Consider the following 15997-nt stretch of genomic DNA (forward strand, 5'->3'; position numbering starts at 1 on the left):
AGTATGCCGTCTATCGAACCTGGCGGGTGCAACGAATAGACGCACCACCCCCGCGCCCGCGAACCTCTCGAGGAGCACCTCATGCACATGGCAAAAGACGAAGTCGACGTGAAGATGGAGATTCCCGGTGCCGTGATCCGGCAGCGCTTGAATTTCGGCGACGCGACCGGCTACAGCAAGATCAGCGGCGAGTACTTCACGCTGTCGGCGGGCGTCGACACGACGCCGCTCTTCCAGGGCCTGAACCACAACTCGTGCCATTGCCCGCACTGGGGATTCGTGCTCAAGGGCCAGATCACCACCACCGACGATGCCGGGGGACAGGAAACGGTCAAGACCAACGACCTGTTCTATTGGCCGCCCGGCCACAACGTCAAGGTCGACGCCGACGCGGAGATCGTGATGTTCAGCCCGCAACACGAGCACACGCAGGTGATCAACCACATGATCGAGAAGGTGAAGTCATGAACCCGAACAAGGCCCTCTGGGAAAAAGGCGACTTCACCCGCATCGCCGAGAGCATGCGCGAGAGCGGTGAAGACGTCGTGCGCCACGCGCACATCACGCCCGGCATGAAGGTGCTGGACCTCGGCTGCGGCGATGGCAACACCGCCCTGCCGGCCGCCAAGCTCGGCGCGCAGGTGCTGGGCATCGACATCGCCGCCAACCTGGTCGCCGCGGGCAACCGGCGGGCGGCACAGGCCGGGCTGTCGGCCAGCTGCCGGTTCGAGGAAGGCGACGCCTGCGAGCTGCAGCTCGAGAACGCGTCCTTCGATCTGGTCATCAGCATGTTCGGCGCCATGTTCGCGCCCAAGCCCTTCGACGTGGCACGGGAGATGGTGCGCGTCACGCGGCCGGGCGGGCGCATCCTCATGGGCAACTGGATCCCCAACGACCCCACGCTGGTGGCGCAGATTTTGAAGATCAGCTCGTCGTATGCGCCCCCGCCCCCTGAGGGTTTCGTGAGCCCGATGGGCTGGGGTTCGACCCCGAACATCGTCGAGCGCTTCGGTGCGGCGGGGGTTGCCGCCGAGGCCATCCGTTGCGAACGCGACAGCTACATCTTCGACTTCAAAGGCACAGCGGAGGAATTCGTCGACACGTTCCGGCAGTTCTATGGCCCGACCATGAACGCGTTCGACGCAGCCGCCAAGGCCGGGCGCACCGACGAACTGCGCACGGAACTGGTCACGCTGTTCCAGAGCCAGAACCAGAGCCAGTACCCCAACACCTGCCTGATCGCCGCGACCTTCCTGCGGGTGACGGTGGAGGTGAGCTGATCGGCGTCGGCACAGCTGACGCGCCGTCCCCGAAGGCCCGTCAGCGCAGCGACTGCGCGCAGTGCGCCAACGCCTGGCGCAAGGTGGTGTCCACACGCCGCAGCGAGAGCCCGTGACGGGCGGCCACCTCGTCACGCGTCAGCTCATGAATGCGCAAGCCCATGAAGATCGCCTGGTGACGATGCGGCAAGCCGCGCATGGCGCGCTCCACCGCCAGCAAGCCGGAGCGGGCCTCGGCAATGGGCTCGGGACCGGGCGAGGGGTCCGCGAAGCTTTCCAGTTCAACGGCCGCATCGCCGCTGTACTGCCCGGGCCGGTCGGCGCGCAGGCGGTCCACCGCCACGTTGCAGGCCACCCGAAACACATAGGCCTCGGGGCTGTCCACCGCATCGGGAACAGCGCCGTCGCCCAGCCGCAGCCAGGCGTCGTGCAGGCAGTCGCTGGCCTGGTCGGCGCAGCCCAGGCGGCGCAGCAGCCGCCGGTGCAGGCGCTGGTAGTTGGCCACCAGGCAGTCGCGCAGCAGCGCGACGCCATGGCCGGCATCGCCTTCTTCGGAAGACGCCAGGCAAAGTTGAATGCTCATGTCCATGACGGATGTGCCTTCGTGACTGCATCTGCAAAAAATGGCCGGACCTGCGCAATGGCCGACGCACGCCCCACCCTCCCCCCACGTGCAAACACGCGAGGAGAAGCCGCACCTTGTGGTGCCCCGGTGGCGGGTCTAGTCGGGCTGCTGCAAGCGGCGGCGCTCGGCTTCGGTCAGCCGCGCCAGCTGTTCCGGCTTGAGGCTTTGCCCGTGACCGATGACCTGCACGCGGTGGTTCGGGTCGTGGCTGGCCACGCCCGGCGGCCGCGCATCCGGTGCACCGGAAGGCGACAGCGCGCCGCCGCGCTCGGCCGCATCGTTGCCGAAGCCGAGCACCCGCACGGTGAAGACCGAGGGCAGCGCCTGGCGGCTTGAGGCGCGGTCGCGCTGCACCGCGTCCTGCGCGGCCATCGCCGCCTGCGAGGCTGCAGCGCTGGCATTGGTGAGCGCGCCCACGTTCACCGCCGCCACCACCGGAATGCCCTTCGACTCGCCCTTGACCTGGATGTTGTCGGCGTTGAGCACCTGCAACGCCGCGATGTTCAGGTTGCCTGCCACGCGCACGCCCGCATCGCCGGCGTTGACCACGCCCCCCGGCGCCACTAGGTCGACGTCGCCATCGCCCACGGTGCCGATGCCGCTGCCGCTCATGTCGGACTTCTCGCGCACGATGGTGTTGCCGTCCAGGTCGGTCACCACTTCGGGCGCCGAGGGCACACGCACGGTCTTGGAGCCGCGGCCGGCGTCGATGTCGCCCTTGCTCGACCAGATGATCTGGTCGCTGCCGCGCGAGGTGGCTTCGGGCACGAACGACAGGATGCGCGAGCGGTTCACGGTCACGTCGTTTCTGGCGAACACGTTGATATGGCCCGAGCCCAGCGTCACCAGCCCGTGGCCGTCGGGCACCTTGGTGCCCAGCGCCGCCACCTGCAGGCCGCCGCCCGGCGTCAGCACGTTGATGTCGCCGCCGGCCATGGTGCGCAGCATCATCAGGTTGGCCGCGACGTTGCCCTTCCACTGGTCGCCCGGGAACAGGGTTTCGATGGCGGTGTAGCCGCGGTTGTAGCCGCCGTTGCGCGGCAGGTCGTCCACGCCGGGTTCGTTCTGGTCGCGGCCGGCATCGCGCAGTTCCAGCATGTAGATCTGGCGCAGGAACTGCTGCTGCGCGAGCTGCGGCAGTGCCTGGAAGCGCTGCCACGCGGCCAGGGGCGCCAGCGCTTCGCCGGTCATGTCCTTCATGTACGACACCAGGCCGCGGCGTGTCACCTTTTCTTGGCCGGCCCGCATCTCGGTGCCGTCGACCAGGTACAGCGGCAGCGTGCTGCCGTCAGCGCCGCGCGTCTTCAGGTGGTCGGGCATGGCCGCGACCTTCGACGGGTCGAGGTAGGCGCCGGCGAAGGCCTCGTAGGCCGGCGCGTGGTTCATGCCGGCCATCACCGTGATGGTGGCCCCCTGCTCGGACAGCCCGTGGACCTGGGTCTTCGGGATCGGGCGGTTGTCGGCGGCGTCGTACTGCTGGTTGCCCAGCGTCATGACGCGCAAGTCGTTGGCATAGACATCGCGTCCCGCCGCCAGCACCAGCGAGCCGGCGCCCTGCAGCTTGATGCTGCCGGAGCCGTAGTGGGCCGGGCTCAATCCGCGGCGCACCAGCGCCGCCGCGATGATGTCATTGCCTGCTTCCAGCAGCGTCGTGTCGTCGGAGTGCACGTTGCGCGCATTCATCTGGATGCCGCGGATGTCGGTGCCGGCGCGCAGCCAGGTCTGCTCGTTGGCAACGATGTTGGCGCCCAGGATCGAACCTTGCGCGGCATGGACGCGGCTCGGCGCACGATCGTCGATCAACGTCGGCACGTCGGGATTGCCCACGTCGGTGAAGTACGGGGCCCCGAGGTACGTCCCCGGCGACAGCGGGTTGCGCAGCACTGTGTCCATGTTGACGATCTGGTGGGCGTAGCCGCCCGCACCCGCTGGCAGGAAGGGCGATGGCACCATCGGCAACGTGGCGTACGACATGACGATTTCCGCGTCGTTCTCATGGCCCGCCCAGGTCTTCAGCAATGCGGCGTCCTGGCTGTTGAAGCGCACGTCGCGCTGCGCCATCAACTGCACGTCGTTGGTCGCGGCGGGCATGACGTACATCGCCCCCTGGACCTGCAGGCTGCCGTTCATGGCCGTCGCATGCAGGCGTGCCGGGTAGCGGTTGCCACCGTAGCCGACGAGGCCGTTTTCGGCCGTCGTCTGAGGGCGCAACACCACGTCGCGGAAGATGAAGTCGGCCTGGTTGACCAGCGTGATGTCGCCACCGGTCGAGACCAGGCTCAGGCCGCTGCGCTGCGAATAGCCCGTCATGTAGGCGCCATGGTCGAGCAGCCGTCCGTCGGGCGTCATGCCGTTGCCATAGCGCACGAGCAACGGATCGACCACCGCTTGCAGGCGCAGGTCGCCGGCGGTGCGCAGGCTCAGCGTGGCGTCGCCCAGCGCCAGCACCGGCGCCACGGCGAAGGCCTTCGAGACGCCCACGTTCTGCGCGTCCGTCTTCGTCACGGTCACCGTGTGGCCCGTGGTGGTTTCGCCGGCCCGGATCTCGCCCGTGCCGCGCCCGATGTAGTACTGGCCGCCGCGGATCGCGCCGCCGGCCTCGACCGTCATCGCGCCGCCGTTGCGCACCTCCATGTTCATGGCCTCGCCGACGCTGCGCCCGCCGCGCATGCGCATGTTGCTGGTCAGCGCCACCACCAGGTTGCCGAGGTCGCCGCCGGCGCTCACGTTCACGTTGCCGCCGCCGAAGGCGGCCACGCCCTGCCTGAACTCGCCGTGGTTGACCCACCAGCTCGCCTGCTCGATCGGGCGGATGTTCGGTGCGCAAACGCCGTTGTTGCAGTTGGTCGCGCCGTCGTGGTACGGGCCGAACACGCGGTCGGCGTTGACGTTGCCCTGCCGGTTGAGCCACTCGGTGAAGCGCTGTCCCGAGGGCTGGGCCTCGATGCCGCCCTGCGCCACGATGTCCAGGTTGCCGCCCGCCACGCCGTAGGCGGCATTGGCGGGCGCGCTGCTGAAGTCGCTCCAGGTGGTGGTGTCCTTGCGGCCCGCGGTGTAGATCACCGAATCCTTGTGCGCCAGCTTCAGGTCGCGCCCCGCGCGCACTTCGAGGTCGCCGGTGCCGGTGCGCACCAGCTTGCCCGCGCCGCTGTCGACGGCCGCATCGGGGTCGGTGTCGGCGCTGCCGATGCGGACCGTGCCGCTGCCCGCCGCCTGCCCGGCCAGCGGCTTGAGCGCCAGTGCATGGGCCGAGCCCATGTCGCCGCCGGCAACCAACCGCAGGTTCCATGACGCGGCCTCCTGCAGCGTGCCGGTGCGGTCGGCCGCATTGAAGCCATCGCTCAGGTGGCCGTCGATCAGCAGGTTGCCGGCCGCGCGCAGCGTGAGGCTGCCTTCGCGGGCGTTGGCGAAATCGGTGAACAGGTTCCAGTCGCTGCCCATCGCCAGGTCGCCGGTGCTGCTGATCTCAATGCCGGGCATCACGCGCAGGCCCGAGCCCAGGCCCAGCCGGCCGGCGATGGCGCCGCCGCGGTTGGCGAAAGTGCTCGCATCGGCGATCGCCGTGCTTTTGATGGCATCGACCGAGGTCTGGTTTTCGTACACGGCCACGCCTTCGAGCACGGCCGAGCGCGCACCGACGATGCCGGTCTTCACGGCCACTGCGGCCAGGTCGTCGTGGGTCGCGTTCTGGCGCGCGCGCAGGCGCACCTTGCCGCCGTCAGCACCGGCCACATCGATGGTGCCGCCGCGCAGGTCGAGCGAACCGCCCGTCGCCTCGAGCGTGACACGGCCGCTGCCCAGCGTGCCGGTGGCACCGGCCAGCAGCTGTGCGCCGTCCTGCATCGACACGCCGTTGCCGCCGGTGACGCGGATCGCTCCGCCGTAGGCCGCGCGTGCGTCGATGCGGCCCGTGATGTTCACCCTGCCGTGGTCCGCAGTGAGACCGAAGTCTTCCACCGTGGTGGCACCGTCGAGCGTCACGTCGCCCTGGCGGATGCGGAACTGGCGCGAGCGGTAGAAGCCCGCGTCGTTCAACCGCTGGTTGAAACCCGCGAAGTCGCCGAGCGTGGCGATGTCCAGCGAGAAGGCCCCGGCCTTGCCGCCGTTGCCCGCCTGCGCCGCGACACGGCCGTCGAGCACCACGGTGCCGCCGTTCGATGCCGCCAGCGCCAGCGTGCCGGCGTTGCCTCCGTCCGCGTGCGCGGCAAGGTGGAGCGCGCTGCCCGCGTCCAGCCGCACATCGCCGCCCACGGCCGACAGGTTGATGCGGCCCGCATCGGCATACGCGGTCACGTCGAAGAAATTCTTGGCGAAACCGCCCACGTCGATCTGCGCGCCGTTGGCCAGCACCACGCTGCCGGCCGAGGCCGTCATGTCCACGGCGCCGCCCAGTGCCACGGCGCGGCTGCCGAACAGCACGCTGCCGCCGCCCAGGCTCAGGCGCGTGCCCAGGCTGTCCTGCAGGCCCTGGTCCGCCGCGCCGTCGCCTTGAGCGCGCAGCACCTGCAGCGCGCCGCGCGTGACGATCGATTGCGCCGCGCCACCGCGGCCGGTCAGCAACGGCGTGGTCAGCGTCAGCGCCGAGTCGCCGGCGTCAATGCCGCCGTTGCCCTCGCCGAGGGTGCGGTTGCGCCCGTGCAGCGAGATCGCACCGAAGCCCGACAGGGTCTTCTGCCCCATCCCCAGCACCAGCGTGCCGGCATCCAGCGTCAGGCCGCCCGTGCCCATGCCCATTCCGGTACCGCCCGCAGCGGTGGCCGTGCCGCCGCTGTTCATCAAGGCGATGGTGTCGCCGCGCAGCACGACGTCGCCGCCCGCGCCGGCGAGCCGCGCGCCGTCGAGCGTCAGCGAGGCCAGGCCCGCGGCGCCGAGGTCGAGCGACTTGTAGAAGTCGAAGCTCGAATAGCTGCGCAGCGTGAGGCGCTGCGAGTTCGCCAGCTGCGCCAGCGCGCCTTCGTCGAGCACCATGCCTTCGCTGCCGCCGCCGAAGCCGATGCGGCCCGAGGCCACTGACAGGTCGGTGCCGGCAATGCGCGCCGAGCTGGCCAGTTCGGTGTTGCGCGTGGCGTCCAGCAGCAGCGCTGCGCCGCCGTTCACTTCGGCGCCGGCGCCGATGCGGACCAGGCCGCCGGTGGTGGTGTCGACGTTCTGGCGCAGCACCTTCGCCACGTTGCCGTTGGCCACGCGCACCAGCGCGCCCCAGTCGCGTGCCGGTGTCGTCAGCACGTCGTCGTCGGTGGCGGGGGTGCCTTTGGTGTCGTACACCTCGCGCTGCTGTGGCGCCATGATCAGGTCGCCCACGGTGCTGGCGCCGGTGCCGCGCGCGCTCACCACGCTGCCCGCGTCGACGGCCACCTGCCCGCTCGCGGCCAGGATGATCTCGGGGCCGTACAGCGCCGAGCCCGCGTCGTTGCGCACCACGATGTCGCTGGCCGTCACATTCAGCCCCACGCCCAGCGGATCGCCCTTGCGCGTGCCGCCGACCAGCAGGCTGCCGGCGCCGAAGTTCGACAACGCGGCAGAGTCGATCACCAGGTAGCCGTCACCGCGCAGCGTCCCGGCGTCCTGCCCGGCGCCGACGATGGCGATCTTCTTGCCCGCGATGTCGAGCAGCCCGCCGCGCCCGCCCGTGTCGGGCTGCGAGCGCAGCGTGCCGTCCAGCAGCAGGCGCTCGGTGGCGTCGAACACCACCGCGCCGCCGTCGCGCGCCAGCCGCGGCGTGACCACACGCTGGCCCGTCAGGCGGTACTGCGTGAGCTTGAAAGCTTCCGACGCGAAGAAGTCGTTGGAAAAGGCCTCGTTGTATTCGCTGTAGCGGCGCAGCGTGTCGCCCGACATCACGCGCCACGCGGAGGCGGTGGCCTGCTGCGTGCCGCCATAGGCGTTGCCGGTCTTGCCCTGCATGACGATGCCGCCGTCGGGTGCCTTGAAGCCGGTCTTTGCCGGGCCGGCCCACGCGGTGCCGGTGGACTGCACCGCCATCGCGCCGGGCAGCAGCGCATAGCGCGCGGGCAGCAGGTCGTACCAGCCGGCGGCTAGGCCCGGGCCGCCGGACAGCCAGATGCGCTGGCCGGCCTCGATGGCGCTGGCCGGCGCCGTGCCGGTGCGCCCCGGCAGGATGGCGTAGGTGCCGGGCATCGACAGCACGTCGTGCGAGCCGCCGGGGCCGGGTACGAATTCCCATGCGTACATGTCGCCGCCGCCCGAGATGTCGACCACCGCGCCCTTGGCCAGCGCCACGTCGGGCGCCTTCATGGTGATGCGCTTTTCGGGCGGCGCGACCAGCGCGCTGTCGGAAGGACTGCCGTCGTCGCGCCGGCGCGACGGATCGAGCCAGTGCTCGTTGTTGGACAGCGTGCCGTAGGGCACGGTCAGGCCGCTGCCGCTCACCGAGGTGATGCTGTCGCTGCCCAGCGCCAGGCTCTTGCCGGCGTTGAGTTCGATCTGTCCGAGCGGCGCGCGCAGCACGCCGTTCTGTGCGATCACCGGAGCCTCCAGGCGCAGCGTGCCGCCGGCCGACAGTGCGGGCGGGCCCGCATCGCCCAGCCGCTCGATGGCGATCGACTCACCGGCGCGCACCACCGCCGTCATCGCGGTGGACGGGTAGACCTGGCCGGCCTTCATGACCAGCTGGCCGTCGACATCGAAGTTGACCTGCAGCGATGTGGCGGGCGTGAACGTCGCGGGCAGCGCGCCGCCGAGCCGGATGTCGTCGGCCTGCAGCACGGTGCGGCCGAAGCCGGCGATGCGCATGCCGGCCGTGCCTTCGGGCGCGGCCCTGCCGATGTCGATCAGCGCGGCGGACAAGGTGAGTTGCCCGCCGAGCGCCGCGGGGTCGGTCCACCCGGTCGATGCAAAAGGCGACAGCGCATCGAGCGAAATGTGCGCCGCCGACAGCTGTGCGCTGCCGAGTCCGCCGCCGTTGCCCAGCCTGGGCGTGGCAAGCGACAGGCTGCGGCCGGCCTTCACGTGCACGCCGTCGGCCAGCGAGATGCCTTTGGACGCATTCAGCGACACGGCATCGAAGCCGCCTTGCGAAATGGACCCGGCCAGGACGCGCGAGGTCGATTGCGTCTTCACGTCGGGCACCAGCACATGCGTGGTCAGCGCCGCGCTCGTATAGAAATGGCGCGCCAGCAGGTCGAGCACGATCGGGCTGATGGTGAGGTTGGCCTCCCAGGGCCGGACCACGCCCGAGACCTCGGGTGCATCGAGGTCGTTGACGATCTCCATGCCGCCGCCCACCACGCCCGGCAGGCTGGAGATGGCCGAGCGCATCTGCGTCGTGAACTTCAGGGGCGTTTTGCTGTACTCGTCGAACAGGTCGAGGTCGGGCACCTGGCTGAAGAGCTTGCTCATGACCCTGTTGGTGACCGGGTCGCGCCAGTACAGCGTGGTGGGCACCGTCACGCCGCCCGGCTTGGCGGGCGGACCTTCGCTCGAATCGACGATGGTGAGCGAGCCGCCCGATGCGCCCGCGCCGCCGCTGCGGCCCTGCAGGTCGGCGGCCACGCGCATCGTGCCGCGGCTGCCGCCCTTGAGCAAAATCGCGCCGCCGTCGCTGGACAGCGCCACGTTTTCCCAGCCCACCGGACCCAGCCGCGGACCCGCGACGGGGATCTGGATTTCGCCGGAAGCGCCGGACACATCGATGCGCGCGCCGGGCTGCAGTTGGAGCGCATCGCCGCCCAGCAAAGAAACCTCTCCGCCGGCCAGCACCTGGCCTTTCAGCGTGCCGCGCGAATCGGCATGATTCACCGGCACGCCGCGCGCCAGCAATTGCGCGCCCGCTTCGAGCGTGAGGTCGGCCGCGCCCAGTTCGATGCGCCCGGCCGGCGCCTCCAGCGTGCCCTTGATGCTCATCTTGCTGGCGGGGCCTCCCGCGGACATGACCAGCCTGCCTCCGGTGTCGGCACGCACGACCGCACCGGCGCCCACTTCGATGGGGCCTTCGACCGTGCCGAGTTCGAGCGACGCGGGCTTGCGCGCCAGCCGCTCTTCCGGCCGCAGCACTCCGACCGGCGCGACCTGTGCCAGCGTGGTACCGCTGGCGACGTCGCGGTAGGGGAACGTCGCCAGGTCGATGCTCGCCGCGGGGCGCATCACGCTGGCACCTTCGGCGATGGCGATGCCCGACTTGTCGCCCACGTTCACAGCCACCGCGCCGAAGCCGCGCTCGCTGTAAAGCGCCTCGGGCAGCACCACGGTCTTTGCATCGGGTGCCATGCCGCCGATCTGCACCGGCGACAAGGTGCCGAGTTCGAAGCGCGCGGCCGAACCGGCCGCGTAGCCGCGGATGTCGAGCGCCGCCATGTCGGCCTGCGGCGTCACGCCGCCCAGCGCGACGGTGCCGCCGTTGCCTACGCGCAGCTTCGGCAGGCCCTGCTTGCCGGCATCGACCCGTCCGCCGCCGGACACGTCGAGCACGACGCCGGGATCGATCGCGAGCTTGGCCGCGCTCAGCGCCAGCCTGCCGCCGTCCAAGGCCCACTGCGCGGGCGCCGAGCCATCGCGCCAGGCATTGATCCACTGGCCCCGCACATCGAGCGCGCTGGCCGCGCCGAATGCGAGCGCCCCGTTGACCGAGTCCAGCGCGATCTGGCCACCGGGTGCGCGGATGGTGCCGTCGACCTGGAGGTTGACGGTGGCGGCCTCGCCACCGCTCGCCTGGAAGGTGCTGCCCGGCGCCAGGTTCAGCACCGCGCCGGATTCGAGGATGAAGTCGCCCGAGACGTTGAACAGCAGGCGCCCCATGCCCGAGCGGTTGAGCACTTCGTCGGACAGGTAAGTCAGCTTGCCGGGCTCCTTGATGCCCGAATCGGGCACCGGCGGCACGCGGAAATCGTCGCCCAGCGCCGACTGCGCATCGAAGCCCGCGACCAGGCGGCGCGGGTCGCGGCTCACGACCAGCTGGCCGACCCACCAGGGCCGGTCGTCCTTGGTGCCGTTGCCCAGTTGCAGTTCGCCGCCCAGGTTCTTCGTGGGCTGCATCTGCTGGCGTTCGCCGACCAGGCTGCCGCCCCAGTAGTCGCCCTCGAGCACCATCGCGTCGCCCGCGAAGATCTGGATCGCGCCGGCCTTGCGGCCTTCGGTGTAGCCGGCCTCGGGCATGTCGGCGCCGATCAGTGGATTGCGCCACGTGGTCTTCACGCCCCAGCGCGCGTGGTTCTGCAGGTACTGGCCGGCAATGCCCACGTAGTCCATGTCGGGCATGGCCTGCTGCATGCCGTAGACACGGCCGTCGGCGCCCATCAGCTTGGTGCTGGTGTTGCGGCCGTCGGCATAGCGCACCGAGCCGCCCGCCACGTCGAGCAGCGAACCAGCCCGCGTGATGACGGCGCCGCCCGCGCGCAGCGTGATCTTTCCGGCCTCGGCCGACAACTCCTGCAGGTCGGTCTTGCCGACGCCGATCCAGCCCGTCATGTCGCCCAGCGGCGTGCCAACCCAGGCGCCCGGGATGTAGGTCTTGCCGTCGCTGCCCAGCACCCATTCCACGCCGCTCATGGGGCCGCCCGCAAACACGCCGTTGGCACGCCGGTCGACCATCACCTTCTTGCCGCGCACCCACGAGTTCACCAGCAGCGGCGAGTCGCGCAGTTCGTTGATGCGCAGGTCGGCCTCGATGAAGTTGCGCGACATCGGCAGCAGGATGTCCTGCACGCCCGCCACGCTCAGGAAGGCCTCGCTGTCCAGGTAGATGCGGCTTCCGTCGCGCAGGTTGCCCTTGTAGTAGGGCAACTGCGTGAAGATGGGGTTGGCCGCCGTCTCCATGTGGATGGTTCCCGAAGGCACGATCACGCCCGCACGCGGCTGGGCGTCGATGAGGTTGCCGAACATCTCGATGCGTCCCGGCTTGTAGCGCGTGACGAGCGCGCTGGCCTCGATCTCCGACCTGTCGCTGGCATCTGGCAGCACCTGCGTCACGCTGTTCGGCCCCAGGGTGAGCGTGCCGGCCGACCAGTTCATCAGGTCGTCCATGTCACCCGTGTAGGCCCGCGCGCCCTGACCCCAGGCACGCATCACGATCGAGCCGTTGCGGTTGTTCAGTGCCGTGGTCGCCGTCAGCACACCGCTCTGGCGCACGTCGCGGCCCTGCAGCGTGATGTTGCCCCGGTCGGACTGCACGATACCGGTGTTGGCCACTTCGTAGCCGACCTGCGCGGCGCGCGCGGCCATCTCGGGCAGCACCACGTCGCGCACCCCTGCCATGTAGGCGGCGTCGGCGTACGCCGGTGTCAGCGCATGGGCGCTGAGCACCTGCCCGAAATTGAAGGCCCAGCCCGGCGCGGCCGATGCCGCCACGTCCAGCCCGCGCACGCCGTTCGGGTCGTTGCCGATCGGTGTCTTCAGGTAGACGTTCTCGCCCGCCGCCATGATGACCTGCCCGTCGGGCGCCGACAGGTGGCCCGCGTTGCGCACCTTGGGCCCGAACAGCATGAGCTTGCCGCCCGCGTCCACCGCCAGCCGCGCGCCCGCATCGACCCGCACCTCGCCGGGCGGCGCACCCGGACTGAAGCGGTCCACGCCGCCCATCCGGTCGGGCCGTGTGCCGTTGCCGGGCTTGAATCCGGCGTCGGCAAAGATCTCCGGCTTGAACGGACTGAAGTCGCCGAACTGCGGAATGCTCGCGTCGTTGCCCTGGTAGGAATGGCTCTGGCCGTTGTTGATGCCGAGCTTGAACTGCGTGTCCGACAGGCTCAGGCTCGACGCCACCAGCGTGCGCGTGTTCACCTGGCTGTTGCCGGTGAAGACGATGCCGTTGCGGTTGACGAGATACACCGACCCGTCGGCCTTGATCTGCCCCGCGATCTGACTGGGTTTGCCGCTCGGGTCGTTGATGCGGTTCAGCGCGATCCAGGTGTTGGTGCCGTCGGGTTTGGCGCCCGCGCGCTGGTCGAACTGCACGACGGTGTTGCGACCGACGTTGAAGGTTTCCCAGTTCAGGATCGCCTTGTCCGCCGTCTGTTCGATCTTCACCTGGGTCTTGCCACTGGCCGCGCTCTGCACCGGTGCATTGGCGTTGGCCCAACCGGCGGTCAGGCTGTTCGTATCGACCTTCAGGCCGCCTTCGGCGAGACCGTCGGGCACCGAGCCGTCGTTCTGTGCCGCCTGCCGCGCCGCGGCTTGCGCCGACTGTTGCGCCGCGATGGTCTGCGCGGCCAGGTTCAGGTTGTTGATGGAGCGCTGCCACTGCGGGTTGTCGGCCTTCTGCCGCGCCACCGGATTGGTGAGGCTCGACGCGGGCTGGCCGTTGGGCAGGTAGCCCGTGAGCGCGGCCGTGCTCTGCGCCGAGCCCTTGGCGTTGAACCATGCGCCGCTGAAGGCGCGCTGCGCCTGCGCGTGGCCGGCCATGCCGCTGGCCACCAGCATCAGCGCCATGGCGCGCGCAATGGGCGCCAGCTTGAAATTCCCCTGTCGTCGATCCCCGTTCCCGCGCATGCCCGTGCTCATGTGAAGTTCCCGCCAATGATTGGTTCGATGTTCTGGAAGGGCTTCACATCAAAGGGCCGCAGTGCAAGACAAGAAAAGCAATGCGGCGCGACGAAAAACCCGTTACTGCCAAGACACCGGACGCCGCCGGATTCCGCCAACATTTTTTGACCGCCGCGCACGGGCGGTGCGTGGTTTCGCGAGAGTCACGCGGCAGTCATTCGGTCGTCACGCGAATGCCACGCGAAAGCAGAAGTCGCGGCCTTCAGCTCAGGATCAGCAACCCGCCGGGCAACGCGCGCGCGCGCAGGTCGAACGAGTGCTGGATCTGCAGCAGCGCCTCGTCGAGCACGGCGATGGAGAAGCGCCCGCTGACGGCGCTGTCGCGCCGCGCATCGGCCATCAGCACCACGCGGCCGGGCCGGTAGCGGTTGATTTCATCGAGCACCTGCGCCAGCGGCGTCTGCCTGAACACCAGCTCGCCCTTGCGCCAGGCCGACAGGTCCGCCGGTTCGACGGCCTGCACGCCACCGAGCGACGTGGCGTCGTACACCGTCTGCTGCCGCGCCTGCAACAGCTTGTGCCCCGCTGCATGCGCCACCTGCACCGAGCCTTCGATGCAGGTCACGCACACCTTGCTGCCTTGAAGGTGTCGCACCTGGAAGCGGGAGGCGCCTTGCGCGCCGCTGCGGCCCGCGCCCGCGGTCACGACGAAGGACGGGCTCGCGCCCTCTTGCATCGCTTGCAGGTCGATGGCGACTTCGCCCGCGAGCAGGTCGATGCCCGTGGTTTCTCCATGGACCGACGTTTCGCGGCGCACGCGGGTCTGCGTGTTCAGCGTCACGCGGACGTGGTGGGCGAAACCGAGCGTTCGCTGCTCGCCCGTGGCGGTGCGTTCGTCTGCGCCCCATGCGCCCGGCGCGGGCCAGAGGCCGAGCGGCGGATAAGCCACCACCGCCACGCCGGCGACCGCGGCCGCGCTCATGGCCGCGCCCAGGAAGGCGCGGCGGCCCGGCTGCGCGGCGCGCGGGGTGCCCTGCGCCAGTTGCCGGTAGCGCGCCGCCGCCTTCGGATCGGCGCGCAGGCCCTGGTCGATGGCCAGCTTCATCGCATGCCACTGATGCTTCGCCTCGTCGAAGGCCGCCTGGTGCGCGGCGCTGGTGTGCTGCCAGCGCTTGAAGGCCTGCATGTCCATCTGCGTCACCTCGGCCAGCGCCAGTCGGCCCAGCCAGATGCGCGCTTCTTCCCGCAGCGCGTCGGGCACGGCATGGCCGCGTTCGTCGGCCGGCATCGGAGGCGTTGGGGGGATGGAGGACATGGTGTTCACGAGGCCGCGCCGCACCGGGGTGCGGAACTCCTCCTGTTCAAGACAACTGGCACAGCGCAAATCCTCCAACTATTTTTTTGGGTCCATCTGACGGCCCATTTGGGCCGTGCAGAAATCGTGCGCTCGCTTCAGCTCATGCTCGACCGTGTGCAGCGAAACGCCCAGCCTCTCGGCCACGTCCTTCTGCGGCAAGCCCTGCCAGCGCACCAGCACGAGGATGTCGCGGCGGCGCTTCGGCATGCGCGCGATCACCTTGTAGAGCGCCGCCATTTCCGAGCGCGCCTCGGCGATCTCGGCCGGCCCCGGCGCGGTGTCGGCCACATCCAGCAGCGCATCGACCTCGCTGCGCGGCACGATGCGGCTCTGGCTGCGCAGGTTGTTCACGGCAATGTTGACGGCCATGCGCAGCAGGAACGCACGCGGGTGCTGCACCGGCCCCTGGTCTTCCAGCCGACGCAACCGCAGCCAGGTGTCTTGCAGGGCATCGCCCGCCAGATCGTCACTGCCCAGCAGACGCGTCAGGCGGCGCTTCAGCTCGCCGTAGCGTTGCGACAGGAAGTCGAGCAGAACCAGTCGGACTTCTTCGGACACGGCTATGGCCTTGCCGCGTCTTCGCAGGACGGCCCACCCGCCTGCGCCGGCAGGATCAGCATGGCCAGCGGCTGCTTCATGTCGGGCGGCGGCCGGTCGATGCGCACGCGCTCCAGCGTGGCCACCAGCACGGCATCGCGACGCGTGTCGCCGGTGCTGCCGAGCAGCTGCGCGCGGTGCACACGGCCCGCCGCATCGACACGAAAGCGCAGCAGCGAGCGGTAGTCGCCCTGCGCCGTGCGCGGATCGGCGCACAGCGCATCCCACACGCGGGCCTGCACCAGGCCGTCGTAGCGCTCCAGCCGCGCGCGGACACCGGCCGCCGCCTCGGCCTGCGCGCCGAGCGGCTTCAGCACGAAGGCGTTGACGCGGCCCGCGCTCACTTCTTCCATCGCGAGACCGGTGCCTTCGAGCAGGCGCTGCAAGGCATCGCGCGGCGTGAGGCGACCCTGCACCGGCGCCGCCGTGCGGCCGGCCACCAGCGTGCTGCTGAACAGCGCAGCGCGGCCCGACACATCGGCGAAGCGGTTCAGTGCGGACGCAAGCGGCTGGATCGGCAGGTCGAAGTCGAACTGCGGTTCGACAGGGTTGGAATGAAGCGTCACGCGCGGCTCGTCGGGAGGCGGCGGGCGGCCGATGTCATCGGCTGCAAGGGCGACATGCGCGGGAACGATCGACATCCATGCAGCCATGCAACACAGCCCCCATCGCGCGGGGCGGCGACGCGTCAACACGCCAGGCGCG

7 protein-coding genes are annotated in these 15997 nt (G+C 70.0%); 2 read left to right on the forward strand and 5 right to left on the reverse strand.

Annotated elements, in window-relative coordinates:
- Positions 1 to 81 precede the first annotated feature (81 nt).
- Both GFK26_RS00615 and GFK26_RS00620 read left to right on the forward strand, forming a co-directional pair.
- Positions 82 to 468, forward strand: a complete 387-nt coding sequence (locus GFK26_RS00615) for a cupin domain-containing protein (protein WP_153280403.1) — start codon at positions 82 to 84, stop codon at positions 466 to 468.
- Positions 465 to 1280: a class I SAM-dependent methyltransferase gene (locus GFK26_RS00620; RefSeq protein WP_153280404.1), complete on the forward strand. Its 816-nt coding sequence runs from the start codon at positions 465 to 467 to the stop codon at positions 1278 to 1280. Before GFK26_RS00615 ends, GFK26_RS00620 begins: the two co-directional genes overlap by 4 nt.
- 40 nt (positions 1281 to 1320) lie before the next feature.
- Here GFK26_RS00620 and GFK26_RS00625 read toward each other — a convergent pair whose 3' ends face one another.
- The 5 genes from GFK26_RS00625 to GFK26_RS00645 all read right to left on the reverse strand — a co-directional run bounded on the left by GFK26_RS00625 (position 1321) and on the right by GFK26_RS00645 (position 15933).
- Positions 1321 to 1869, reverse strand: coding sequence for an RNA polymerase sigma factor (locus GFK26_RS00625; RefSeq protein WP_153280405.1), 549 nt, complete (start codon positions 1867 to 1869; stop codon positions 1321 to 1323).
- A 132-nt stretch (positions 1870 to 2001) separates the two neighbouring features.
- On the reverse strand, positions 2002 to 13356 hold the full coding sequence (locus tag GFK26_RS00630; RefSeq protein WP_153280406.1) for a filamentous haemagglutinin family protein: 11355 nt from the start codon (positions 13354 to 13356) through the stop codon (positions 2002 to 2004).
- 244 nt (positions 13357 to 13600) lie between these two features.
- On the reverse strand, positions 13601 to 14653 hold the full coding sequence (locus GFK26_RS00635; protein ID WP_153280407.1) for a FecR family protein: 1053 nt from the start codon (positions 14651 to 14653) through the stop codon (positions 13601 to 13603).
- A gap of 78 nt (positions 14654 to 14731) precedes the next feature.
- Entirely contained in the window at positions 14732 to 15253 is a 522-nt protein-coding gene (locus GFK26_RS00640) for an RNA polymerase sigma factor (RefSeq protein WP_153280408.1), read from the reverse strand.
- A gap of 2 nt (positions 15254 to 15255) precedes the next feature.
- Positions 15256 to 15933, reverse strand: coding sequence for an STN domain-containing protein (locus GFK26_RS00645; RefSeq protein WP_153280409.1), 678 nt, complete (start codon positions 15931 to 15933; stop codon positions 15256 to 15258).
- Between the last annotated feature and the right edge of the window lie 64 nt (positions 15934 to 15997).

The organism is Variovorax paradoxus, assembly GCF_009498455.1.
Classification (GTDB): Bacteria; Pseudomonadota; Gammaproteobacteria; order Burkholderiales; family Burkholderiaceae_C; genus Variovorax; species Variovorax paradoxus_H.

Excerpts from the sequence above, each read along its gene's own strand:
- GFK26_RS00615 (WP_153280403.1), top strand. The coding sequence starts at position 82 with ATGCACATGGCAAAAGACGAAGTCGACGTGAAGATGGAGATTCCCGGT.
- GFK26_RS00635 (WP_153280407.1), bottom strand. The coding sequence starts at position 14,653 with ATGTCCTCCATCCCCCCAACGCCTCCGATGCCGGCCGACGAACGCGGC.
- GFK26_RS00625 (WP_153280405.1), bottom strand. The coding sequence starts at position 1,869 with ATGGACATGAGCATTCAACTTTGCCTGGCGTCTTCCGAAGAAGGCGAT.
- GFK26_RS00620 (WP_153280404.1), top strand. The coding sequence starts at position 465 with ATGAACCCGAACAAGGCCCTCTGGGAAAAAGGCGACTTCACCCGCATC.
- GFK26_RS00630 (WP_153280406.1), bottom strand. The coding sequence starts at position 13,356 with ATGAGCACGGGCATGCGCGGGAACGGGGATCGACGACAGGGGAATTTC.
- GFK26_RS00645 (WP_153280409.1), bottom strand. The coding sequence starts at position 15,933 with ATGTCGATCGTTCCCGCGCATGTCGCCCTTGCAGCCGATGACATCGGC.